Annotated in this window: 20 protein-coding genes; 3 read left to right on the top strand and 17 right to left on the bottom strand. The window is 59.5% G+C overall.

The genetic code is table 11. The features are described 5' to 3' along the window. Positions 1 to 31: 31 nt before the first annotated feature. Both mutS and fdxA read left to right on the top strand, forming a co-directional pair. A complete protein-coding gene (gene mutS / locus ACEN8Q_RS17450; RefSeq protein WP_413703488.1) occupies positions 32 to 2,611 on the top strand; it encodes a DNA mismatch repair protein MutS in 2,580 nt (859 codons plus the stop codon). A 142-nt stretch (positions 2,612 to 2,753) separates the two neighbouring features. Then, entirely contained in the window at positions 2,754 to 3,077 is a 324-nt protein-coding gene (gene fdxA / locus ACEN8Q_RS17455) for a ferredoxin FdxA (RefSeq protein WP_413427241.1), read from the top strand. Positions 3,078 to 3,550: 473 nt separating this feature from the next. Here fdxA and rpoS read toward each other — a convergent pair whose 3' ends face one another. From rpoS to ACEN8Q_RS17495, 8 genes are all read right to left on the bottom strand, one after another. Continuing rightward, positions 3,551 to 4,558, bottom strand: coding sequence for an RNA polymerase sigma factor RpoS (gene rpoS, locus ACEN8Q_RS17460; RefSeq protein ID WP_007970728.1), 1,008 nt, complete (start codon positions 4,556 to 4,558; stop codon positions 3,551 to 3,553). Between the two features lie 105 nt (positions 4,559 to 4,663). Next, complete coding sequence (locus ACEN8Q_RS17465; RefSeq protein ID WP_413427244.1) at positions 4,664 to 5,521, bottom strand: peptidoglycan DD-metalloendopeptidase family protein; 858 nt, start codon at positions 5,519 to 5,521, stop codon at positions 4,664 to 4,666. A 211-nt stretch (positions 5,522 to 5,732) separates the two neighbouring features. Then, positions 5,733 to 6,368, bottom strand: a complete 636-nt coding sequence (locus ACEN8Q_RS17470) for a protein-L-isoaspartate(D-aspartate) O-methyltransferase (RefSeq protein WP_196373746.1) — start codon at positions 6,366 to 6,368, stop codon at positions 5,733 to 5,735. 41 nt (positions 6,369 to 6,409) lie between these two features. Beyond that, on the bottom strand, positions 6,410 to 7,159 hold the full coding sequence (gene surE, locus ACEN8Q_RS17475) for a 5'/3'-nucleotidase SurE (RefSeq protein ID WP_413427246.1): 750 nt from the start codon (positions 7,157 to 7,159) through the stop codon (positions 6,410 to 6,412). Further along, positions 7,147 to 8,205: a tRNA pseudouridine(13) synthase TruD gene (gene truD, locus ACEN8Q_RS17480; RefSeq protein WP_413427248.1), complete on the bottom strand. Its 1,059-nt coding sequence runs from the start codon at positions 8,203 to 8,205 to the stop codon at positions 7,147 to 7,149. Before truD ends, surE begins: the two co-directional genes overlap by 13 nt. Continuing rightward, positions 8,202 to 8,675 carry a 2-C-methyl-D-erythritol 2,4-cyclodiphosphate synthase gene (gene ispF / locus ACEN8Q_RS17485; protein WP_007970721.1) on the bottom strand — a complete coding sequence of 158 codons (474 nt, stop codon included), beginning with the start codon at positions 8,673 to 8,675 and terminating at the stop codon, positions 8,202 to 8,204. Before ispF ends, truD begins: the two co-directional genes overlap by 4 nt. Before the next feature lie 180 nt (positions 8,676 to 8,855). Then, the gene (gene fghA, locus ACEN8Q_RS17490) at positions 8,856 to 9,725 is read right to left on the bottom strand and encodes an S-formylglutathione hydrolase (protein WP_413427250.1); all 870 of its coding nucleotides are present in this window, start codon (positions 9,723 to 9,725) and stop codon (positions 8,856 to 8,858) included. Between the two features lie 88 nt (positions 9,726 to 9,813). Beyond that, positions 9,814 to 10,926, bottom strand: coding sequence for an S-(hydroxymethyl)glutathione dehydrogenase/class III alcohol dehydrogenase (locus ACEN8Q_RS17495; RefSeq protein ID WP_008019788.1), 1,113 nt, complete (start codon positions 10,924 to 10,926; stop codon positions 9,814 to 9,816). 106 nt (positions 10,927 to 11,032) lie between these two features. Here ACEN8Q_RS17495 and ACEN8Q_RS17500 point away from each other — a divergent pair, with 106 nt between their 5' ends. Further along, on the top strand, positions 11,033 to 11,929 hold the full coding sequence (locus ACEN8Q_RS17500; RefSeq protein WP_413427251.1) for a LysR substrate-binding domain-containing protein: 897 nt from the start codon (positions 11,033 to 11,035) through the stop codon (positions 11,927 to 11,929). A gap of 190 nt (positions 11,930 to 12,119) precedes the next feature. Here the strand turns inward: ACEN8Q_RS17500 and ispD are convergent, their stop codons facing one another. The 9 genes from ispD to rnhB all read right to left on the bottom strand — a co-directional run bounded on the left by ispD (position 12,120) and on the right by rnhB (position 24,243). After that, positions 12,120 to 12,827 carry a 2-C-methyl-D-erythritol 4-phosphate cytidylyltransferase gene (gene ispD, locus ACEN8Q_RS17505; RefSeq protein ID WP_413427252.1) on the bottom strand — a complete coding sequence of 236 codons (708 nt, stop codon included), beginning with the start codon at positions 12,825 to 12,827 and terminating at the stop codon, positions 12,120 to 12,122. After that, positions 12,824 to 13,102: a cell division protein FtsB gene (ftsB, locus tag ACEN8Q_RS17510; protein WP_008019784.1), complete on the bottom strand. Its 279-nt coding sequence runs from the start codon at positions 13,100 to 13,102 to the stop codon at positions 12,824 to 12,826. Before ftsB ends, ispD begins: the two co-directional genes overlap by 4 nt. A 165-nt stretch (positions 13,103 to 13,267) precedes the next feature. After that, complete coding sequence (eno, locus tag ACEN8Q_RS17515) at positions 13,268 to 14,557, bottom strand: phosphopyruvate hydratase (RefSeq protein ID WP_008019783.1); 1,290 nt, start codon at positions 14,555 to 14,557, stop codon at positions 13,268 to 13,270. Between the two features lie 171 nt (positions 14,558 to 14,728). Next, a complete protein-coding gene (kdsA, locus tag ACEN8Q_RS17520) occupies positions 14,729 to 15,574 on the bottom strand; it encodes a 3-deoxy-8-phosphooctulonate synthase (RefSeq protein ID WP_015093773.1) in 846 nt (281 codons plus the stop codon). 5 nt (positions 15,575 to 15,579) lie between these two features. Next, positions 15,580 to 17,211 carry a CTP synthase gene (locus ACEN8Q_RS17525; protein WP_093214930.1) on the bottom strand — a complete coding sequence of 544 codons (1,632 nt, stop codon included), beginning with the start codon at positions 17,209 to 17,211 and terminating at the stop codon, positions 15,580 to 15,582. 274 nt (positions 17,212 to 17,485) lie between these two features. Then, a complete protein-coding gene (tilS, locus tag ACEN8Q_RS17530) occupies positions 17,486 to 18,799 on the bottom strand; it encodes a tRNA lysidine(34) synthetase TilS (RefSeq protein WP_413703489.1) in 1,314 nt (437 codons plus the stop codon). 131 nt (positions 18,800 to 18,930) lie between these two features. Beyond that, positions 18,931 to 19,878 carry an acetyl-CoA carboxylase carboxyltransferase subunit alpha gene (locus ACEN8Q_RS17535; protein ID WP_057400875.1) on the bottom strand — a complete coding sequence of 316 codons (948 nt, stop codon included), beginning with the start codon at positions 19,876 to 19,878 and terminating at the stop codon, positions 18,931 to 18,933. Between the two features lie 139 nt (positions 19,879 to 20,017). Then, entirely contained in the window at positions 20,018 to 23,539 is a 3,522-nt protein-coding gene (gene dnaE / locus ACEN8Q_RS17540) for a DNA polymerase III subunit alpha (RefSeq protein WP_413426582.1), read from the bottom strand. A 77-nt stretch (positions 23,540 to 23,616) separates the two neighbouring features. Continuing rightward, positions 23,617 to 24,243, bottom strand: coding sequence for a ribonuclease HII (rnhB, locus tag ACEN8Q_RS17545; RefSeq protein WP_057400877.1), 627 nt, complete (start codon positions 24,241 to 24,243; stop codon positions 23,617 to 23,619). Positions 24,244 to 24,252 lie beyond the last annotated feature (9 nt).

Below are 24,252 nucleotides of genomic sequence, written 5' to 3' on the forward strand. Positions count from 1 at the left end.
CACCTCTTTCAACGAGCTTCCTGACAATCCGATGAATAAAGCCGTCTCCGACCTGTCCTCCCACACCCCGATGATGCAGCAGTACTGGCGCCTGAAAAACCAGCACCCGGACCAGCTGATGTTTTACCGCATGGGCGACTTCTACGAGATCTTCTATGAAGACGCGAAGAAGGCCGCCAAGTTGCTGGACATCACCCTGACCGCCCGCGGGCAGTCGGCCGGGCAGGCGATTCCGATGTGCGGGATTCCTTACCATGCCGCCGAAGGTTACCTGGCAAAACTGGTGAAGCTCGGCGAATCGGTGGTGATCTGCGAGCAGGTCGGCGAGCCGGCCACCAGCAAAGGGCCAGTGGAGCGCCAGGTCGTGCGCATCATCACGCCGGGGACGGTGAGTGACGAGGCGCTGCTCGACGAGCGTCGGGACAACCTGATCGCCGCCGTTCTGGGTGATGAGCGCCTGTTCGGCCTGGCGGTGCTGGACATCACCAGTGGCAACTTCAGCGTGCTGGAAATCAAGGGTTGGGAAAACCTGCTGGCAGAACTGGAGCGGGTCAACCCGGTGGAACTGCTGATCCCGGATGACTGGCCCAAGGACTTGCCGGCAGAAAAACGCCGCGGTGTGCGTCGCCGCGCGCCGTGGGATTTCGAGCGCGATTCGGCGCTGAAAAGCCTGTGCCAGCAATTCTCGACCCAGGATCTCAAGGGCTTTGGCTGCGAAAACCTGACCCTGGCGATCGGCGCCGCCGGCTGCCTGCTGGCCTACGCCAAGGAAACCCAGCGCACCGCCCTGCCCCATTTACGCAGCCTGCGCCATGAGCGCCTGGACGACACCGTGGTGCTCGATGGCGCCAGCCGTCGCAACCTGGAACTCGACACCAACCTGGCCGGGGGCCGCGACAATACTCTGCAATCGGTGGTGGACCGTTGCCAGACCGCCATGGGCAGCCGTCTGCTGACCCGCTGGCTGAATCGCCCGTTACGCGATTTGACAGTGCTGCTGGCGCGCCAGACCTCGATCACTTGCCTGCTCGACGGTTACCGCTTCGAAAGACTGCAACCGCAGCTCAAGGAAATCGGTGACATCGAGCGGATTCTTGCGCGGATCGGCCTGCGCAATGCCCGCCCGCGGGACCTCGCCCGCTTGCGTGACGCCCTCGGCGCACTGCCCGAACTGCAAGTGGCAATGACGGAGCTCGAAGCGCCGCACCTCCAGCAACTCGCCACCATCACCAGCACCTACCCGGAACTGGCGGCCCTGCTGGAAAAAGCCATCATCGACAACCCGCCTGCAGTCATTCGTGACGGCGGCGTGCTGAAAACCGGCTACGACAGCGAACTCGACGAATTGCAGTCGCTCAGCGAAAACGCCGGACAGTTCCTGATCGACCTCGAGGCCCGGGAAAAAGCCCGCACCGGCCTGTCGCACCTGAAGGTCGGTTACAACCGCATCCACGGCTACTTCATCGAACTGCCAAGCAAGCAGGCGGAATCGGCACCTGCCGACTATATCCGTCGCCAGACGCTCAAAGGCGCCGAGCGTTTCATTACCCCGGAACTCAAGGCGTTCGAAGACAAGGCATTGTCAGCCAAAAGCCGCGCCCTGGCCCGCGAGAAGATGCTTTACGAAGCGCTGCTCGAAGACCTGATCGCCCAGTTGCCACCGTTGCAGGACACCGCTGGCGCCCTGGCTGAACTGGACGTCTTGAGCAACCTGGCCGAGCGTGCACTGAACCTTGACCTGAACTGCCCGCGCTTCGTCAGCGAACCGTGCATGCGCATCAGCCAGGGTCGTCACCCGGTGGTCGAGCAAGTGCTGACCACGCCGTTCGTGGCCAACGACCTGAGCCTGGACGACAACACACGCATGCTGGTGATCACCGGCCCGAACATGGGCGGTAAATCCACCTACATGCGCCAGACCGCGTTGATTGTGCTCCTGGCGCACATCGGCAGCTTCGTGCCAGCGGCCAGTTGCGAATTGTCCCTGGTCGACCGCATCTTCACCCGGATCGGCTCCAGCGATGACCTGGCCGGCGGGCGTTCGACCTTCATGGTGGAGATGAGCGAAACCGCGAACATTCTGCAAAACGCCACTGAACGCAGCCTGGTACTGATGGACGAAGTCGGGCGCGGCACCAGCACCTTCGACGGCCTGTCCCTGGCATGGGCGGCGGCCGAACGCCTGGCGCACCTGCGTGCCTACACGCTGTTCGCCACCCACTACTTTGAACTGACCGTCCTGCCGGAAGCCCAGCCGCTGGTGGCCAACGTGCATCTCAATGCCACCGAGCACAATGAACGCATCGTGTTCCTGCACCATGTGCTGCCCGGGCCGGCCAGTCAGAGTTATGGCCTGGCCGTTGCGCAACTGGCGGGTGTGCCGAGTGAGGTCATCACCCGTGCTCGCGAGCATTTGAGCCGCCTGGAAGACACCGCCCTGCCCCATGAAGTGCCTGCACCAACCAAAGGCAAACCGGCTGCGCCGCTGCAGAGCGATCTGTTTGCCAGCCTGCCGCACCCGGTGCTGGAAGAACTGGCCAAGCTCGATCTGGACGACATGACACCACGTCGTGCACTCGAAATGCTCTATACACTAAAGACACGGATCTAACGCAGCGGCTTGCAAGCTGTTAGAATCTCGCGCGGTTTGGGATGCTGCTGGCTAATAGCCTGGCCAGCAGACTATCGCTCCCGAACCTGGCGACCCCTACGAGAAGGGGCGCAGCAAGCCGCGCCTGAGGAGAAAATTAGAAATGACCTTCGTCGTCACCGACAACTGCATCAAGTGCAAGTACACCGACTGCGTAGAAGTCTGTCCGGTGGACTGCTTTTACGAAGGCCCGAATTTCCTGGTGATCCACCCGGATGAGTGCATCGATTGCGCGCTGTGCGAACCTGAATGCCCTGCCGTGGCTATCTTCTCCGAAGATGAAGTTCCGGCCGGCATGGAAAACTTCATCGAGTTGAACGCTGAATTGGCTGATATCTGGCCGAACATTACCGAACGCAAAGATCCGCTGCCCGATTCCGCAGAATGGGATGGCAAGCCAGGCAAGATTGAACAACTGGAACGCTGATTACCCCCGCGCTCCCGAAAAAGGCCCCACAAGGGCCTTTTTGCTTTTTCTGCAGACAAAAAAAGGGGCGGTTTGACCCGCCCGCATTTTTTCCTCATTCCCTGTGTTCCTTTTCATCATCCTGATGAATCGCTTCCTGCGATGTCCTTCTCCCCCCATCCTTGAAGGGCGTGTCAGTCCGTCGACACAGCCTGAATATTAGAGCTTCCTCCTCCGGGATCAATCGCCCCCTGGTGCGAAACCTGGCTGCCACACATCACCAACAACAAAAAATAACCATAAAAATCATAATGATAGATGTTAGAAACGCTCAGCATAGACGAATGTCAGGGTGTAAAAATAACGAACACTTACGCAAGAGTACGCCAAGGCTTACAGCACGAAAGCACAATCCCGAGCGGATTCCGTCCCCGGTCCAGGCAAAAAAAAACCCCGAGTCGGCCGGGGTTTTTTATGCCATCGAAGTGAGTGCCTTACTGGAACAGCGATTCACTCGACAGACCATTTTTTTCCAGGATCTCGCGCAGCCGCTTCAAGCCTTCCACCTGAATCTGCCTGACCCGCTCCCGGGTCAGGCCAATTTCCAGGCCTACGTCTTCAAGGGTGCTGCTTTCATGACCGCGCAGACCGAAGCGGCGTACAACCACCTCGCGTTGCTTGTCGGTCAGTTCCGAGAGCCATTGATCGATGCTCTGGGACAGGTCGTCGTCCTGCAACAGCTCGCATGGATCGGTCGGACGGTCGTCAGTCAGGGTGTCCAGCAGGGTTTTATCCGAATCCGGACCCAGCGAGACGTCGACCGAAGAAACCCGTTCGTTAAGGCCGAGCATGCGCTTGACCTCTCCAACCGGTTTTTCCAGCAGGTTGGCGATTTCTTCGGGAGAGGGTTCATGGTCGAGTTTTTGCGTCAGCTCCCGCGCGGCCCGCAGGTACACATTCAGCTCCTTGACCACATGGATCGGCAACCGGATGGTCCGGGTCTGATTCATGATTGCGCGTTCGATGGTCTGGCGAATCCACCAGGTCGCGTAGGTCGAGAAGCGGAAGCCGCGTTCCGGATCGAACTTCTCCACCGCCCGGATCAAGCCGAGGTTGCCCTCTTCGATCAGGTCCAGCAGCGACAGCCCACGATTGACATAGCGTCGGGCGATTTTCACCACCAGCCGCAAGTTACTTTCAATCATGCGCTTGCGCCCGGCCGGATCGCCACTTTGCGACAGGCGCGCAAAATGAACTTCTTCTTCGGGTGACAGCAGGGGAGAGAAACCAATTTCATTGAGATACAGCTGCGTGGCATCAAGTGCCCGCGTGTAGTCAATGTACTTGTGTTGTTTCAACGATGCGGAGTGTTTGGATTTGGCACGAACGGAAGGTGGAGCCGCCCCTTCATCATTCGACATCGAATCCGTATCGATGCCGCTCTCCATCAGGAGAACCTCATCGTCGATGTCAAACTCCGGCACTTCTTTACTGAGAGCCATTGTTATAGTCCTTTGGTGAGTTCGACCTCAAGCTCAAGCGGCGCCTTTATCCCTGGCAACGCTGGAGCCTGTCCCCTCTACGCGACGGAACAGGCTGGTAAGCGATCAACGACGTGGCAGGAACTGCAGCGGATCTACAGGTTTACCTTGGCGGCGAATCTCAAAATGCAGTTTCACCCGGTCTGTACCCGTTGACCCCATTTCGGCAATTGTCTGCCCAACCTTGACCTGCTGCCCCTCCCGAACCAAAAGCCTGCGGTTATGTCCGTAGGCACTGACGTAGGTTTCACTGTGTTTGATGATTACTAATTCGCCGTAGCCCCTTAAGCCACTCCCGGCATAAACCACCGTCCCATCAGACGCAGCTAAAACAGGCTGTCCCAAATCTCCGGCGATATCAATTCCTTTATTCAAACTACCGTTTGAAGAGAATTTCCCAATCAGAATGCCATTAGATGGCCATCCCCAGCCGGTCGGGGCTGGCCCGGGAGGGGGCAGTGGAGCAGGTGCAGGCTTGTTCGCGACGGACGGCACAACTGTCGTTGTGCTGGTGGTCGAACCGTTTACCGGACGACGGATGACCGTGGTTTTACTCGACGACGAAGGTGTTGAACTGGACGAACTGACCACCGCCGTCGACGTTGAATCGCTTCGACCATCAAAGCGAATCGTCTGACCCGGATGGATGGTGTAAGGCGCTGCAATGTTGTTGCGTGCCGCAAGAGCCTTGTAGTCCCAGCCGTAACGGAAGGCGATGGAGAACAGGGTGTCCTTGGGCCGAACGACGTATTGTCCGGTGGTCACGGCCGGGCGCTGGGCCGCGGCATTGTTGCGGTCCAGCACACGAACATCGCTGGATTTGTTGCTGGAACAACCGACCAGCAAGGTGCTCAAGACAAGGCCAGTCACCAGGCGCTGAAAGCTCGTTTTACTCATACGCTGCGCAATGACTGTGAGACTCACCCGCCGCTCCCTCTGTGGTGGCTGAAAATGTGAAATACCGGAGTCCGGCATGAACTGTCGCAAGTATAACGGGCCGTGCACGCTTTACCTTTAATGTGGCGAATCGCTGCCGCGCACACGTTTGCTGCCTGACGATGAATCCCGTTCAACCAAACGATGCCGCTGTAAGACAAAGGCAATCGAAGAGAATTCAGCGCGCCAAAACAAATGCTCAGGCCAGTGGCCCATGGAGCAATGGCACGAAGCGCACAGCCCCCAGAACATGCCTGGAAAAACCCTGTTCCTCGCGAATGATCAGCATCAACTGCTGGACTTCACCGGACCCGACCGGGATCACCATTCGCCCTCCCGGTGCCAACTGATCAAGCAGTGCCTGGGGCACATCGGTCGCCACTGCCGTGACGATAATCCCGTTGTATGGCGCCAGTGCCGGCCAGCCTTCCCAGCCATCGCCCCAGCGGAACACCACGTTGCGCAGGTTCAGTTCGACCAGGCGTTCCTTTGCCCGATCCTGCAGAACCTTGATGCGCTCGACCGAGAACACACGCTCGACCAGTTGCGACAGTACCGCCGTCTGATAACCCGACCCGGTACCGATCTCCAGCACCTTGTCGAGGGGACCGGCCTCCAGCAGCAGCTCGCTCATGCGCGCCACCATATAAGGCTGGGAGATGGTCTGGTTATTGCCAATCGGCAGCGCCGTGTCTTCATAGGCACGGTGCGCCAGCGCTTCGTCGACGAACAGGTGACGCGGGGTCCGGCGAATGACCTCCAGCACCCTGGCGTTGGAAATGCCCTCCTCGTACAGGCGCTGGATGAGCCGCTCGCGGGTTCGCTGTGAGGTCATGCCGATGCCGCGACGCAGCATATCGTCTTGTTCGCGCCCCATCAGCGCAGCCCCTCCAGCCAGCCGTCCAGACTTCTGAAGGCATCATTGAACGTGCGATCCAGTTGCAGTGGCGTGATCGAAACATAACCCTGCATCACCGCATGGAAATCGGTACCCGGGCCACCGTCTTCGGCATCCCCGGCCGCCGCGATCCAATAACCGGACTTGCCCCGCGGATCGACCACTTTCATCGGTGCCGCGGCTCGGGCGCGATGGCCCAGGCGGGTCAACTGGATACCGCGGATACGGTCCAGCGGCAAATTGGGAATGTTCACGTTCAGTACCGTGCGCGGTGGCAGATCCAGGTCAGCATGGGCTTCGACCAGTTTGCGCGCGAAATAGGCAGCTGTGGGAAGGTTCTCTATCTGGCGTGAGACCAGTGAAAAGGCAAACGAAGGGTGTTTCAGGAAACGCCCCTCAAGGGCCGCCGCCACCGTACCGGAATACAGGACATCGTCCCCCAGGTTCGCACCCAGATTGATACCGGAAACCACCATGTCCGCTTCGCGCTCCAGCAGGCCGTTGAGGCCCAGGTGCACGCAATCGGTTGGCGTGCCGTTGACGCTGATAAAGCCGTTGGCCAGGGTTTGCGGGTGCAACGGACGGTCGAGCGTCAGCGAACTGCTGGCGCCGCTTTTGTCCTGGTCCGGGGCGATAACCACGCATTCGGTGTAATCCGCCAGCGCAGCATAAAGCGCGGCGAGACCGGGTGCGGTTACCCCATCATCGTTAGAAATCAGAATACGCATGGGCTGTCCGTCTGCCCCACCGGCACCAGATCAACAAGCTCGCGCACCAATACAGTGGCGAAGCATCCGGCCGGCAGGACGAATTCCAGTTGCAGAATGTCAGGCTCGGGATAATGCCACGTCAACCCGCCAATGGGCAGCCGCAGGATGCGACGTTCGTGGCTCATACCGGCGTTGATCAACCAGTCACGCAAATCCGCTTCGCGTGCGGCGATAGCCTGCTCCAATTCATGGACAGCGCCCGTGGCCGGCGAGTCACCTTCACCCCACTGCGGACCGGTCGGGTGCAGATCGAGAATCGCCAGGCGCGGGTCGCTGCACTCGGCTTCGCCTGCCGGGAAAAAGCTGCGGCTGTCGGTGAACGCCAGCAGATCGCCCACCTGGGCACGCTGCCAGCTGCCATCGGCGACACGTGCGGCCAGCACCTGATTGAACAGAAAACTGCGCGCCGTGGAGAGCAGCCGCGAGCGCACGTTGCGCTGCTCCGGCAAGGCCTTGCGCGCGGCCCAGGCGCGGGCATCGACAACGTTGCCGCCGTCATGGCCGAAGCGCTGAGCGCCGAAATAATTGGGGATGCCTTGTTTGGCGATCAGTTGCAGGCGCTCTTCAATCGCCGACTTGTCGCCGGCGAATTGCGTCAGGCGCAACGTGAAGCCGTTGGCCGAGTGCGCACCGCGTTGCAGTTTGCGCTTGTGGCGGGCGGTCTTGAGGATCTTCAGCGTATCGTTTTCCGCGGCCGACAGATCAGGGTCGGCCTTGCCCGGCAATTGCACGCTGAACCACTGGCGGGTCAACGCCTGACGGTCCTTGAGCCCTGCATAGCTGACAGTGCGCAATGGCACGCCAGCCGCCTTGGCAATCCGCCGCGCCGCCTCTTCCGTGTTCAGACCGCGTTTTTCCACCCAGATCCACAGGTGTTCGCCTTCGCCACTCAAGGGGATGTCGAGGACTTCGTCGACCTGGAAATCTTCCGCGATCGCTTTCAGTACCGCTGTGCCAAGGGGTTCACCGTAAGCCCTCGGGCCGAGCAATTGCTGTTCGTTCATGCGCGCAGCAACAAGGCAACGGAGTGCACGGCAATGCCCTCTTCGCGACCGACAAAGCCGAGCTTTTCGGTGGTGGTAGCTTTCACGTTCACTTGATCCAACTCTACTTGAAGATCCGCGGCAATCAGCGCGCGCATCGATTCTATATGCGGGGCCATTTTCGGCGCCTGGGCGACAATGGTGTTATCGACGTTGCCGACTTTCCAGCCTTTGGCATGGACCAGTGCGACGACATGACGCAACAGCGCACGGCTGTCGGCGCCCTTGAACTGCGGGTCGGTATCCGGGAAATGCTTGCCGATGTCTCCCAGCGCCGCGGCGCCGAGCAAGGCATCGCTCAAGGCGTGCAAGAGGACGTCACCGTCAGAGTGAGCGAGCAACCCGAAACTGTGTGCAATGCGCACACCGCCCAGAGTGATGAAATCGCCCTCAGCGAAACGGTGCACATCATAGCCGTGGCCAATACGCATAAAAAAACGCCCCGATTTTTGTCAGGGCGTGATTCTACCTGCTATTGGGCAGCTAGTGTCCTGTCTCACAAGTACGTTCCTCTTTTGACGAGTGGCTGTTGCCATCAGGCAAGGCGTCGCGACGAGTCATAGCTCGCTATGGCGAGGAGCGGCAACGCAGCATGATGGCAACAGACGCCGTCAAAAAGGAACAGTACTTGTGAGACTGGGCACTAAAGCATGCGCGTGATGCCGCAAGTGATCGTCGATGAAACTGGCGATAAAGAAATAGCTGTGGTCGTAGCCCGGTTGCAGGCGCAACGTCAGCGGATGATCGGCCAATTTTGCCGCCTGTTGCAGGGCCTCAGGCTTGAGCTGGGTGGCCAGAAAATCATCACGATCTCCCTGATCGACCAACAGCGGCAGCTTTTCGTCGGCCTCAGCGATCAGTGCACAGGCATCCCACTCGCGCCACTTCGAACGGTCTTCCCCCAGGTAACGGGAAAAGGCCTTCTGCCCCCATGGACAATCCATGGGATTGTTGATCGGCGAGAACGCCGACACCGACAGATAACGCCCCGGATTGCGCAACGCGCAAACCAGCGCACCATGGCCGCCCATGGAGTGGCCGCTGATGCCGCGCTTGTCCGACGCCGGGAAATGGGCTTCAACCAATGCCGGCAATTCCTGCACGACATAGTCATGCATCCGATAGTGGCGCGACCACGGTTCCTGGGTGGCATTCAGATAAAACCCGGCGCCGAGGCCGAAGTCCCAGGCACCGTCCGGATCACCCGGTACATCGGCGCCGCGAGGGCTGGTGTCCGGTGCGACGATGATCAGCCCCAACTCGGCGGCCATGCGCATGGCGCCAGCCTTTTGCATGAAGTTCTCGTCGGTGCAGGTCAGGCCGGACAACCAGTACAACACCGGCAGCTTGCCGCCCTGCTCCGCTTGCGGCGGCAGATACACGGCAAACACCATGTCGCAGCCGAGTACTTCTGAGCGATGGCGATAGCGTTTGTGCCAACCACCGAAGCTTTTCTGGCAGGAGATATTTTCCAAACTCATAGCAAACTCCTCAGTAGCAGCCCAAACCTCAAACGCCAAGCTGATGCGATCTGCTTGCCGCTTGAAGCTTGACGCTTGCAGCTGCTTCTCAGAAATGAATGACGCTACGGATGCTTTTGCCTTCATGCATCAGGTCAAACGCCTTGTTGATATCTTCCAGGCCCATGGTGTGGGTGATGAAGGTATCCAGCGGAATTTCACCGGTCTCGGCCATTTCCACATAGCTCGGCAACTCGGTACGGCCGCGCACGCCGCCGAACGCCGAACCGCGCCAGACGCGGCCGGTGACCAACTGGAACGGACGAGTTGAAATCTCCTGGCCGGCACCGGCCACACCGATGATCACCGACTCGCCCCAACCCTTGTGGCAGCACTCAAGCGCGGCACGCATCAACTGCACGTTGCCGATGCACTCGAAGGAGAAGTCGACGCCGCCATCGGTCATGTCGACGATGACCTCCTGGATCGGACGATCGAAGTCTTTCGGGTTCACGCAATCGGTTGCACCCAGCTGTTTGGCAATTTCGAATTTGGCCGGGTTGATGTCGATGGCAATGATGCGGGCAGCCTTGGCTTTGACCGCGCCGATGACAGCCGACAAACCGATGCCGCCGAGGCCGAAAATGGCCACGGTGTCACCTGGTTTCACCTTGGCGGTGTTGAGCACTGCACCGATACCGGTAGTGACACCGCAACCCAGGAGGCAGACTTTTTCCAGTGGTGCTTCCTTGGCGATCTTGGCGACGGAAATTTCCGGCAGGACGGTGTACTCGGAAAACGTAGACGTCCCCATGTAGTGGAAAATCGTTTCGCCCTTGTAGGAAAACCGCGATGTGCCGTCCGGCATCAAGCCTTTGCCCTGGGTTGCGCGAATCGCCTGGCAGAGGTTGGTTTTGCCCGACAGGCAGAATTTGCACTTTCGGCATTCCGGGGTGTACAGCGGGATCACATGGTCGCCGACCGCAACGGACGTCACGCCCTCGCCGATGGCTTCCACGATCGCCCCGCCTTCATGGCCGAGGATCGACGGGAAGATGCCTTCCGGATCGGCGCCGGACAAGGTGTAGGCATCGGTGTGGCAGACACCGGAGGCCACCACGCGCAGCAATACTTCGCCGGCCTTGGGCATGGCGACATCGACTTCAACGATTTCGAGGGGCTTTTTGGCCTCGAAGGCAACGGCGGCGCGCGACTTGATCATGATGACTCTCCAGTGAAGAAAACGAGACAGGGAGTGTAATACAGCGCCTTACAGTGAATAATCCGGACAAAAGCAAAACATTATTGCTGTACAGGGATAATCATCCATGTCCGAAAACCGCTGGGAAGGAATCGACGAATTTGTCGCCGTGGCCGAATGCAGCCAGTTCACCGCTGCCGCGGAACGCCTCGGGGTTTCTTCCTCTCACATCAGTCGACAAATTGTACGCCTCGAAGAACGCCTGCAAACCCGTTTGCTCTACCGCAGCACCCGCCGGGTCACGCTGACCGAGGCAGGGCAAACCTTCCTGCAACACTGCCAGCGCTTGCAGGATGGACGCGAAGAAGCGTTGCGCGCGGTCGGCGACTTGACCAGCGAGCCCAAAGGCATGCTGCGCATGACGTGCGCCGTGGCTTACGGCGAACGCTTCATCGTGCCACTGGTGACACGTTTCATGGGGCTGTATCCGCAACTGCGGATTGATATCGAACTGACCAATCGGCAACTCGACCTGGTACATGAGGGCCTCGACCTGGCGATCCGCCTGGGGCGTTTGCAGGATTCACGACTGGTCGCCACCCGCCTCGCGCCACGGCGGATGTACCTCTGTGCATCGCCCTCCTACCTCGAACGCTACGGGCGTCCGCACAGCCTTTCGGAACTGAGCCGCCACAACTGCCTCATCGGCAGCTCGGACCTCTGGCAACTGGAACAGAACGGGCGGGAATTTTCGCAAAGGGTGCAGGGAAACTGGCGCTGCAACAGTGGGCAAGCAGTGCTGGATGCCGCGCTACAGGGCGTAGGGCTGTGTCAGCTGCCGGATTACTACGTGCTGGAGCATCTGAAAAGCGGTGCTTTGATTTCATTGCTGGAGGCGCATCAACCACCGAACACGGCGGTGTGGGCGCTTTATCCACAGCAACGGCATTTGTCGCCGAAGGTGCGCAAGTTGGTGGATTATTTGAAGGAAGGGTTGGCCGTACGGCCGGAGTACCGGTGCTAGTGTTTTGTTGGTGTGTCAGCGAGATGTCAGCTGCCTGGACCATCGCTTTCGTCGGAACGCCGCCCGGAGCAAGCCCGCTCCCACAGGGGATTAAGGTTGTTCACAAGAATTGCGGGCAACGCCGATCAAATGTGGGAGCGGGCTTGCTCGCGAAAGACGCGACGCGGTCCAGAAGTTGCCCCCAAACCTTCTAGCGGCGGTTAGCCCAACGCTGCCTCAACCATTCCAGATCCTCCGGCCGAGTGACCTTGAGGTTGTCAGCTCGACCTTCAATCAGCCGTGGCGCAAGCCCTGCCCACTCCATGGCCGACGCTTCGTCGGTGATCACCGCGTCAGCCACCAGACTGTCCGCCAATGCCCGATGCAACGCCCCAAGGCGGAACATCTGCGGTGTGTAGGCCTGCCAGATCACGCTGCGATCAACGGTTTCGAGCACACGACCGTGCTGGTCGACGCGCTTGAGCGTATCCCGTGCCGGGACCGCCAGCAGTCCGCCGACAGGATCGTCAGCCAGTTCCGCCAGCAGCTTGTCCAGGTCGTCACGACTGAGGTTCGGCCGTGCGGCATCGTGAACCAAAACCCAATCCTCATCATCAGCGCCCTGTGCGTGCAGATGCAGCAACGCATTGAGCACCGACCCTGAACGTTCGGAACCGCCCTCGACCCGGGCAATCCGCGGATCACTGGCACACGCCAGGTTCGGCCAATAAGGATCGTCAACAGCAAGACTGACCACCAAACCTTTCAGGCCTGGATGACCAAGGAAACAGCCGAGGCTGTGTTCGAGAATAGTGCGCCCGCCCAGTTGCAAGTATTGCTTGGGACGGTCCGCGGCCATACGGGCACCGACGCCCGCGGCAGGAATCACGGCCCAGAAGGCCGGTAACGACTTGATCATTGGGCCAACTGGTAAAGGGTTTCACCGTCCTTGACCATGCCCAACTCATGGCGAGCCCGTTCTTCAACGGTCTCCATGCCCTTTTTCAACTCACTGACTTCGGCGTCCATCACCCGGTTGCGCTCCAGCAATGTCTGGTTCTCGGCCTGCTGATCCGCGATCTGCTGAGTCAGGTCGGCCACTTGCGCCAGGCTGCCATTACCCACCCACAGGCGGTATTGCAGGCCAGCCAGCAGCAGGAGCAAGACGAGGAACAACCAATTGGGACTGCGCATCGAATATCAGGTATCCAGTGAAAAAAGACAGCCATACCAAAACATGAAGCTACTGATAGCACGAAGCCTGGAAGAACCAGGCTTGTGCTTATAAGGCATCAGATTAGTGGCAAAAACGTCGCTGTAGCGATTTTTTTCGACACAATCCGCTGACTTTTTACCTTATCAACCGCGGAATTCGCCGCGACCGTTGTACTTGGCTTTGCCGTTCAACTGCTCTTCGATACGCAGCAGTTGGTTGTACTTGGAAACGCGGTCGGAACGGCACAGGGAACCGGTCTTGATCTGGCCAGCCGAGGTGCCCACGGCCAGGTCGGCAATGGTCGAATCTTCGGTTTCGCCGGAGCGGTGCGAGATCACGGCAGTGTAACCGGCAGCCTTGGCCATCTGGATGGCTTCCAGGGTTTCGGTCAGGGTGCCGATCTGGTTGAACTTGATCAGGATCGAGTTGGCGATCTTTTTATCGATGCCTTCTTTCAGGATCTTGGTGTTGGTTACGAACAGGTCGTCGCCTACCAGTTGGGTCTTCTCGCCGATTTTGTCGGTGAGGATTTTCCAGCCAGCCCAGTCGGACTCGTCCAGGCCATCTTCGATGGAGATGATCGGGTAACGCTCGGTCAGGCCTTTGAGGTAGTCAGCGAAACCTTCGGCGGTGAACACCTGGCCTTCGCCGGACAGGTTGTACTTGCCGTCTTCGTAGAATTCGCTGGCCGCGCAGTCCAGGGCCAGGGTCACGTCGGTGCCCAGCTTGTAACCGGCGTTGGCCACGGCTTCGGAGATCACTTTCAAAGCGTCTTCGTTGGAAGCCAGGTTTGGCGCGAAACCACCTTCGTCACCGACGGCAGTGCTCAGGCCACGGGCCTTCAGCACGGCTTTGAGGTGGTGGAAAATCTCGGTGCCCATGCGCAGGCCTTCCGAGAAGGACTTGGCGCCAACCGGCTGAACCATGAATTCCTGGATGTCGACGTTGTTGTCGGCGTGCTCGCCGCCGTTGATGATGTTCATCATCGGAACCGGCATCGAGTAGACACCCGGGGTACCGTTCAGGTTGGCGATGTGAGCGTACAGCGGCAGGTCCTGGTCCTGTGCTGCCGCCTTGGCCGCGGCCAGGGAAACGGCGAGGATCGCGTTGGCGCCCAGGGAACCTTTGTTTTCAGTACCGTCGAGCTTGATCATTGCCAGATCGAGCGCTTTCTGGTCGCTTGGGTCCATGCCTTTCAACAGGTCGCGGATCGGACCGTTGATGTTGGCTACGGCCTTCAGAACGCCCTTGCCCAGGTAACGGCTCTTGTCGCCATCACGCAGCTCGAGCGCTTCACGCGAGCCAGTGGAAGCACCGGACGGCGCGCAGGCACTGCCGATGATGCCGTTGTCGAGAAGCACGTCCGCTTCCACGGTGGGATTGCCACGGGAGTCGAGAACTTCACGACCTTTGATGTCGACGATTTTAGCCATTGTTGTAAACACTCCAAAGTTGACGAAAACGCTTTGTACCGCTCGATTTATAACTTGTGGGTCATATTACTTTTTGTAGGAGCTGGCTTGCCAGCGAAGGCGCCCTTGAAATCGCTGAAAGATTCCAGGCCTTTTCGCTGGCAAGCCAGCTCCTACAGGGAGAATTGAGGATTACGCGGTTTCTACCGTCGGAAAACTCTTCACCAGCTCGTCCAAAGCCTTGAGCTGGGCCAGGAATGGCTCCAGTTTGTCCAGACGCAAGGCGCAAGGACCGTCGCATTTGGCGTTGTCCGGATCCGGGTGGGCTTCCAGGAACAGGCCGGCCAGCGACTGGCTCATGCCGGCCTTCGCCAGGTCGGTGACCTGGGCGCGACGGCCGCCGGCGGAATCGGAGCGACCGCCGGGCATTTGCAGCGCGTGGGTCACGTCGAAGAATACCGGATATTCGAACTGCTTCATGATGCCGAAGCCGAGCATGTCGACGACCAGGTTGTTGTAGCCGAAGCTCGAACCACGCTCGCAGAGGATCAACTGATCGTTACCTGCTTCCACGCACTTGTTCAGGATGTGTTTCATTTCCTGGGGGGCGAGGAACTGGGCTTTCTTGATGTTGATCACCGCACCGGTCTTGGCCATCGCGACCACGAGGTCGGTCTGGCGCGACAGGAATGCTGGTAACTGGATGATGTCACAGACTTCAGCGACGACCGCGGCCTGGTCAGGCTCGTGGACGTCGGTGATGATCGGCACGCCGAAGGCTTGCTTGATGTCCTGGAAGATGCGCATGCCCTCTTCCAGGCCAGGACCACGATAGGAGGTCACAGAAGACCGGTTGGCCTTGTCGAAACTGGCCTTGAACACGTAAGGGATGCCGAGCTTCTCGGTGACCTTCACATACTCTTCGCAAACCTGCATGGCCATGTCACGGCTTTCCAGCACGTTCATGCCGCCGAACAGCACCATGGGTTTGTCGTTGGCAATCTCGATGTCGCCGACGCGGATGATCTTCTGTGCCATCGGGGTTACGCCTTCTTCTGGTGTTGAGCCAACGCTGCCTTGACGAAACCGCTGAACAGCGGGTGACCGTCGCGTGGCGTCGAGGTGAACTCAGGGTGGAACTGGCAAGCGACGAACCATGGATGATCCGGAGCTTCAACCACTTCAACCAGTGCGCCATCACCGGAACGACCGGAGATTTTCAAACCGGCTTCCATGATTTGCGGCAGCAGGTTGTTGTTCACTTCGTAGCGATGACGATGACGCTCGACAATCACGTCCTTGCCGTAGCAACCGTGAACCAGCGAGCCCGGCTCAAGCAGGCAATCCTGTGCGCCAAGGCGCATGGTGCCGCCCAGGTCGGAGGCTTCGGTACGGGTTTCGACAGCGCCGGTGGCATCTTCCCACTCGGTGATCAGACCCACGACCGGGTGACCGCTCGCACGATCGAACTCGGTGGAGTTGGCATCTTTCCAGCCCATCACGTTACGGGCGAACTCGATAACGGCCACTTGCATGCCCAGGCAGATACCCAGGTACGGAACCTTGTTTTCGCGAGCGTATTGAACGGCGGTGATCTTGCCTTCAACGCCACGCAGACCGAAGCCGCCCGGTACCAGGATGGCATCGACGCCTTCGAGCAGAGCGGTGCCCTGGTTCTCGATGTCTTCGGAATCGATGTAGCGCAGGTTGACCTTGGTACGGTTGCTGATGCCGGCGTGACTCATCGCTTCGATCAGCGACTTGTAGGCGTCCAGCAGTTCCATGTACTTGCCGACCATGGCGATGGTGACTTCGTGCTCAGGGTTGAGCTTGGCGTCGACCACGGCTTCCCACTCGGACAGATCGGCACCGCCGCATTGCAGGCCGAAGCGCTCGACGACGAAATCGTCCAGGCCCTGGGAATGCAGGATGCCCGGGATCTTGTAGATGGTGTCAGCGTCTTCCAGGCCGATCACCGCACGCTCTTCAACGTTGGTGAACTGCGCGATCTTGCGGCGCGACGAGATGTCGATCGGGTGATCCGAGCGGCACACCAGCACGTCAGGCTGCAGGCCGATGGAACGCAGTTCCTTCACCGAGTGCTGGGTTGGCTTGGTTTTGGTCTCGCCGGCAGTGGCGATGTACGGCACCAGAGTCAGGTGCATCAGCATCGCGCGCTTGGCGCCGACTTCGAAACGCAGTTGACGGATCGCTTCGAGGAACGGTTGCGACTCGATGTCACCCACGGTGCCACCGATCTCGACCATTGCCACGTCGGCATCGCCAGCACCCTTGATGATGCGGCGCTTGATTTCGTCGGTGATGTGCGGGATCACCTGGATGGTTGCACCCAGGTAGTCACCACGGCGCTCTTTGCGCAGAACGTGCTCGTAGACACGGCCGGTGGTGAAGTTGTTGTTCTGGGTCATGGTCGTGCGGATGAACCGCTCGTAGTGGCCCAGGTCCAGGTCGGTCTCGGCGCCGTCGTGGGTGACGAACACTTCACCGTGCTGGAACGGGCTCATGGTGCCCGGGTCGACGTTGATGTACGGGTCCAGCTTCAGCATGGTGACCTTAAGTCCCCGCGCCTCCAGGATGGCCGCCAATGATGCCGATGCAATGCCTTTCCCCAATGAAGAAACAACACCGCCCGTGACGAATATGTAGCGCGTCATGAAAAACCCTAGAAGTCTGCGTTAAAGCGGTCCGAGCCGCCGGGGAAAGCGAAGGAAGGCCGAAGCCCCCGATCACCTGCATTAATCACAGTGCACCTTTCAAAAAAACCGCCGCGTTGGGACAGACCGGAAAATGAATCACCGGTTCGTTGCTCGCTACACATTTTTTGGAATCGCCCAGCAAAGACTGCTTGGTAATCGGCAACTCCTGCAATTCAGGCGAATCCACAGAAGTTGTATCAAGAAGGGAGCGTAGTCTACCGGAAAGCCCCTTTCAGCTCAAACCTTGATCTTCGTTCAGTGGGTGCCAATGCAAATGCCAGTCGCCGATCACACCACCATCAAGCCCCTTGAGGTTCGCTACCGCGAGCAATTGCCCCTGTTTGTAGAGCAGCGGCAATCTGCCGCGCACGAAGGACGGTACACCCCTTTCATTGAGCAAACGTTTCAGGTCCCGATGGCCGCGACCCGGCAAAGCCATGATCTCTCCCCCTTCACGATAGCGGATCTGTAACGGGCCATCGGGGATTTGCCCGGTGAGCGAAACCACGCCGTTGTCCGCAATTGCCAGTGGTGACGCCGGGGCCTGCCACGCGCAGGCGGCGGGCAGAGGACGCAACCAGCGGCCGGACAACCACCAGATCCGCCCGCCCGCCCGATGCAGTTCGCCCTCGGCCAGCCGCCACACCGGGCAGGCATCGCCGGTGGCGTCGCGCAAATCCTCCCAACCCGACCAATGGTCGGTGTCCGGCAGGCGAGTCAGCGGTTCGAGCCAATGACTGAGCGCATTGCGCTGACGCGCGGCGGAGAGTTTCTCCAGTGAAGCCAGTTCCAGCGACGGCAGCCCCAGCCAATCGAATTCATTGGCGATGCGCGCCTGGTTCAAGTCAATCTGTGCCAGCTCATCAAGCAGCCCTTGGGCTTCACTCAAATGCGCAGCACTGCGAGCCATGGTCGCCATCGCCTGTGGCCAGCGCGTGGTCAACACCGGGAACACCTGATGACGCAGGAAATTGCGCGAGAATTGTCGGTCCTGATTGGAAGGGTCCTCAATCCAGCGCAGCTGATGCTCCGCCGCATAGGCTTCCAGTTCGGCGCGGGTCGCATCGAGCAAAGGCCGCAGCAGGTGCCCTTTACCCAGTGGGCGCTGCCGTGGCATGCCCGACAGACCTCTCACTCCGGCTCCACGCAGCAAGCGGAACAGCAAGGTTTCCGCCTGATCGTCACGGTGTTGGGCTGTCAGCAGCACTTCACCAGGCCGAATCACTTCGCTGAACGCGTGATAACGCGCGTCCCGGGCCGCTCGCTCCAGACTGGCGCCGGGCTGCACCTGTACACGAACAATCTGCAACGGGACGCCCAGCGCAGCGCACACCGAACTACAATGCTCCGGCCACGCATCGGCCACAGCTTGAAGGCCGTGATGAACATGGATGGCGCTCAGCGCCGGCAGGGATTCGGTTTTTGCAAGGTGTGCAAGGAGGTGCAGCAGGACGGTGGAGTCCAGGCCTCCCGAGTAGGCGATGTGCCAGGTCGCAGCATTGCGCCAAGGTTTCAGGTTCAGTAAAAGCTTGGCAGGCAAATTCATATCGATCACTTCACGCAAATCAAATGTGGGAGCGGGCTTGCTCGCGAAAGCGGTTCAACATTCAACACATAGGTCGACTGTTATACCGCTTTCGCGAGCAAGCCCGCTCCCACATTCAAGCCGAGGTCAGATCAGAGACCGTAGCTCATCAGACGCTCGTAGCGACGGGCCAGCAGCGCGTCGTTGTCGAACTTCTTCAGCATCGCCAGTTGCGAGCTCAGCTCGGCGCGGATCGATGCGGCTGCAGCGGCCGGGTCACGGTGCGCGCCACCCAATGGCTCGCCAATCACCTTGTCGACGATACCCAGGCCTTTGAGGCGCTCGGCGGTGATGCCCATCGCTTCTGCGGCATCCGGTGCTTTCTCGGCGGTTTTCCACAGAATCGAAGCGCAACCTTCCGGCGAAATCACCGCGTAGGTCGAGTATTGCAGCATGTTCAACTGGTCGCAGACACCGATCGCCAGTGCACCACCGGAACCACCCTCACCGATCACGGTGGCGATGATTGGGGTTTTCAGGCGCGCCATCACCCGCAGGTTCCAGGCAATCGCTTCGCTCTGGTTGCGCTCTTCAGCGTCGATGCCAGGGTAAGCGCCCGGGGTATCGATGAAGGTCAGGATCGGCATTTTGAAACGTTCGGCCATTTCCATCAGGCGGCAAGCCTTGCGGTAGCCTTCCGGACGCGGCATGCCGAAGTTGCGGCGAACCTTCTCGCGCACTTCACGGCCTTTCTGGTGACCGATAACCATCACCGGCTTGTCATCCAGACGGGCAATACCGCCAACGATCGCAGCGTCGTCGGAGAAGTGACGGTCACCGTGCAGTTCGTCGAATTCGGTGAAGATGTGTTCGATGTAGTCCAGGGTATACGGACGTTTCGGGTGACGCGCCAGACGTGCGATCTGCCAGCTGGTCAGCTTGCCGAAGATGTCTTCGGTCAGCGTTTTGCTCTTGTCCTGCAGGCGGGAGATCTCATCGCCGATATTCAGCGAATTGTCATTACCGACCAAGCGCAACTCTTCGATCTTGGCTTGCAGGTCGGCGATCGGCTGTTCGAAATCTAGAAAATTCGGGTTCATAGGCGTCCGTCTTGGGTCGAGTCCCAAGTGATCTTGGGCCGGCCGGTTGTCTATTCGCGCCCTACCTTAAGGGACAGGCGCGCTGAGGTCGAGATTAAAAATTCAGGTCAAGGTCAGGGCAATCTGATAGCACTGACCGTCAACGGTATTGGAGGAAGACGTTGTCTCGCCCGAACTGGTCACGCAGGGCTTGAATCAACGCATCCGCCGGATCGATCCGCCAGCCTTCGCCGAACTGCAACAACGCCTTCGCATCAGGGCTGGTGTAGTCCATGGTGATCGGGCATGCACCGCGGTGACGCTTCAACAGTTCGCCCAACCAGCGTAGCTGATCGCCCTTGAGGTCCCTGGCATGCAGCTTCAGGCGCAAGCTTTCGGCCAGATTGGTGCGCGCATCTTCCATGCTCATCACCCGCTTGACCCGCAACTTCAGGCCACCGGAGAAGTCGTCGTTGCTGACCTCACCTTCGACCACCACCATCGCGTCGGTCTGCAACAGTGATTGCGCAGCATGGAACGCTTCGGAAAACAGCGAGGCCTCGATCCGCCCGGAGCGGTCGTCGAGGGTGATGAACCCCATCTTGTCGCCCTTTTTGTTCTTCATCACCCGCAAGGCGATGATCATCCCGGCGACTGTCTGGGTATCACGTGCAGGTTTCAGATCGATGATGCGTTGACGGGCGAAGCGACGGATTTCACCTTCGTATTCGTCGATCGGGTGACCGGTCAGGTACAGGCCGAGGGTATCTTTCTCCCCTTTCAGGCGTTCCTTGAGGGTCAGTTCCTTGGCCTTGCGGTGATTGGCATAGACGTCGGCGTCTTCTTCGACAAACAGGCCGCCAAACAGGTCGGAGTGACCACTGTCCTGGGTGCGCGCGGTCTGTTCGGCCGCCTTGATCGCTTCTTCCATGGCCGTCAGCAGCACCGCGCGATTGCGGTCGATGTTGGCCTGGTAGGCTTTCTGCTCATCGTGGAAATACGGCCCGAGGCGATCCAGGGCACCGCTGCGGATCAATCCGTCGAGGGTGCGCTTGTTGATGCGTTTGAGGTCGACCCGCGCGCAGAAATCGAACAGATCCTTGAACGGACCGGCCAGACGCGCTTCGGTAATCGCCTCGACCGGCCCCTCACCCACGCCCTTGATTGCACCCAGGCCGTAGATGATCCGGCCTTCGTCGTTCACCGTGAACTTGAATTCGGAAGTGTTCACGTCCGGCGCGTCGAGACGCAGCTTCATGGTCCGCACTTCTTCGATCAAGGTCACGACCTTGTCGGTGTTGTGCATATCCGCCGACAGTACCGCGGCCATGAACGGCGCCGGGTAGTGGGCCTTCAGCCACGCGGTCTGGTACGACACCAGGCCATAGGCAGCGGAGTGGGATTTGTTGAAGCCGTAACCGGCGAATTTTTCTACCAGGTCGAAAATGTTACCGGCAAGGTCCGCGTCGATATTGTTGGTGGCGCAACCTTCAATGAAGCCACCGCGCTGCTTGGCCATTTCCTCGGGCTTTTTCTTGCCCATGGCTCGACGCAGCATGTCTGCACCACCGAGGGTGTAACCGGCCATGACCTGGGCAATCTGCATCACCTGTTCCTGATACAGGATGATGCCGTAAGTCGGTGCCAGTACTGGCTTGAGGCCTTCGTACTGGTAATCCGAGTGCGGGTACGCGAGTTCCGCGCGACCGTGCTTACGGTTGATGAAGTCGTCCACCATGCCCGATTGCAGCGGGCCCGGACGGAACAGCGCCACCAGTGCGATCAAGTCTTCCAGGCAGTCGGGCTTGAGCTTTTTGATCAGCTCTTTCATGCCCCGGGATTCAAGCTGGAACACGGCCGTGGTTTCGGCCTTTTGCAGCAAGGTGTAGGTCGGCTTGTCGTCCAGCGGGATGAACGCGATGTCCAGCGGCGGCTCGTTGACCTTGGCGCGGTCGCGGTTGATGGTTTTCAGCGCCCAGTCGATGATCGTCAGGGTCCGCAGGCCGAGGAAGTCGAACTTCACCAGGCCGGCCGCCTCGACGTCGTCCTTGTCGAACTGGGTTACCAGACCGTCGCCGGCCTCGTCGCAATAAATCGGCGAGAAGTCGGTCAGCTTGGTTGGCGCGATAACCACACCACCGGCGTGCTTGCCGACGTTACGTACAACGCCTTCGAGCTTGCGGGCCATTTCCCAGATTTCCGCGGCTTCTTCATCGACCTTGATGAAGTCGCGCAGGATCTCTTCCTGCTCGTAGGCCTTTTCCAGGGTCATGCCGACTTCGAACGGAATCATCTTCGACAGACGGTCCGCCAGGCCATAGGACTTGCCCTGCACCCGCGCCACGTCGCGGACCACAGCCTTGGCGGCCATGGAACCGAAGGTGATGATCTGGCTTACCGCGTTGCGGCCGTACTTCTCGGCCACATAGTCGATCACCCGGTCACGACCGTCCATGCAGAAGTCGACGTCGAAGTCGGGCATCGATACCCGTTCCGGGTTGAGGAAACGTTCGAACAGCAGGTCGTATTCCAGCGGGTCAAGGTCGGTGATCTTCTGCACATAGGCCACCAGCGATCCCGCACCCGATCCACGGCCAGGACCTACCGGCACGCCGTTGTTCTTGGCCCACTGGATAAAGTCCATCACGATCAGGAAGTAACCGGGGAAGCCCATCTGGATGATGATATCCAGCTCGAAATTCAGCCGGTCGACATAGACCTGACGCTTGGCCTCGTAGTCTTCGGTGGTGTCTTTGGGCAGCAGTACCGACAGCCGCTCCTCCAGACCTTCGAACGAGACCTTGCGGAAGTATTCGTCGATGGTCATGCCATCGGGGATCGGGAAGTTGGGCAGGAAGTGCGTACCCAGCTTCACTTCGATGTTGCAGCGCTTGGCGATCTCGACGGTGTTTTCCAGCGCCTCGGGAATGTCGCTGAACAGCTCGGCCATTTCCCCGGCGCTTTTGAGGTACTGCTGATCGCTGTAATTCTTCGAACGCCGCGGATCGTCGAGGGCACGGCCCTCACCGATGCAAACGCGGGTTTCGTGGGCGGCGAAGTCTTCCTGCTTGATGAAGCGCACGTCATTGGTCGCCACCAGCGGCGCGCCGAGCTTCTCGGCCAGGGCCACGGCGCCGTGCAGTTGCTCTTCATCGTTGGGGCGGTTGGTGCGCTGGATTTCCAGGTAGAAACGATCCGGAAACACTTCCATCCATTCGCGGGCCAGGGTTTCGGCCTCGGCGGGGTTGCCGCTGAGCATGGCCTGGCCAATCTCGCCTTCCTTGGCCGCCGACAACATGATCAAGCCAGCGTTGGCTTCGGCGACCCATTCGCGCTCGATGATGATCGCGCCATTGCGCTGACCATCGATAAAGCCGCGGGAAATCAGCTCGGTGAGGTTGCGATAACCTTCGGCGTTCATCACCAGCAGGCTGATCCGGCTCAGCGGGTTGTCCGGATCCTTGTTCGACAGCCACAGGTCGGCACCGCAGATCGGCTTGATCCCGGCACCCATGGCGTTTTTATAGAATTTGACCAGGGAACACATGTTGTTCTGGTCGGTGACCGCTACGGCAGGCATGTTCATGCCGACCAGGGTCTTGACCAGCGGCTTGATCCGCACCAGACCGTCGACCAGGGAGTATTCAGTGTGCAGGCGTAGGTGAACGAATGAAGCCGGCATAGTGATCCTGTCTGTGAACTTGAAAACAACAAGGCCCGGATTGTACCGGGCCCTGCTAAAAAAAATCAGCCTCGCGACTAACTCTCGATGAGACCTTCCCGCGCCTCATACGCCAGCCGCACCGGGGCAAACGAACGCCGGTGAATCGGGGTCGGGCCAAGACGGGTGAGCGCTTCCAGATGAACGGGTGTCGGGTAGCCTTTATGCCCGCCGATGCCGTAACCCGGATAAATCAGTTCGAACGCGGCCATTTCCCGATCACGGCTGACTTTGGCCAGAATCGAAGCCGCCGCGATGGCCGGCACCTTGCTGTCGCCCTTGACCACCGCCTCGGAACGCATCGGCAGCTTAGGGCAACGGTTGCCGTCGATCATCGCCAGTTTCGGTTGAATGTGCAGCCCCGCGACCGCACGCTGCATGGCCAACATGGTGGCGTGCAGGATATTCAGTTCGTCGATTTCTTCGACTTCGGCACGAGCGATGCACCAGCTCAGGGCTTTTTCGCAGATTTCGTCGTAGAGCTTTTCGCGGCGGGCCTCAGTGAGTTTCTTCGAGTCGTTCAGGCCGAGGATCGGGCGGTTCGGATCAAGAATCACCGCCGCCGTCACTACTGCACCACAGAGTGGGCCGCGACCGACTTCATCGACTCCGGCAACCAGTTCTTCGACTTCCGCCACCAAGGTGAAATCCAGCCCCATCTGCATGTTCGTTTT

The sequence above is a fragment of the Pseudomonas sp. Pseusp16 genome (genome assembly GCF_047324915.1).
In the GTDB taxonomy this organism is placed as follows: domain Bacteria; phylum Pseudomonadota; class Gammaproteobacteria; order Pseudomonadales; family Pseudomonadaceae; genus Aquipseudomonas; species Aquipseudomonas fluorescens_CD.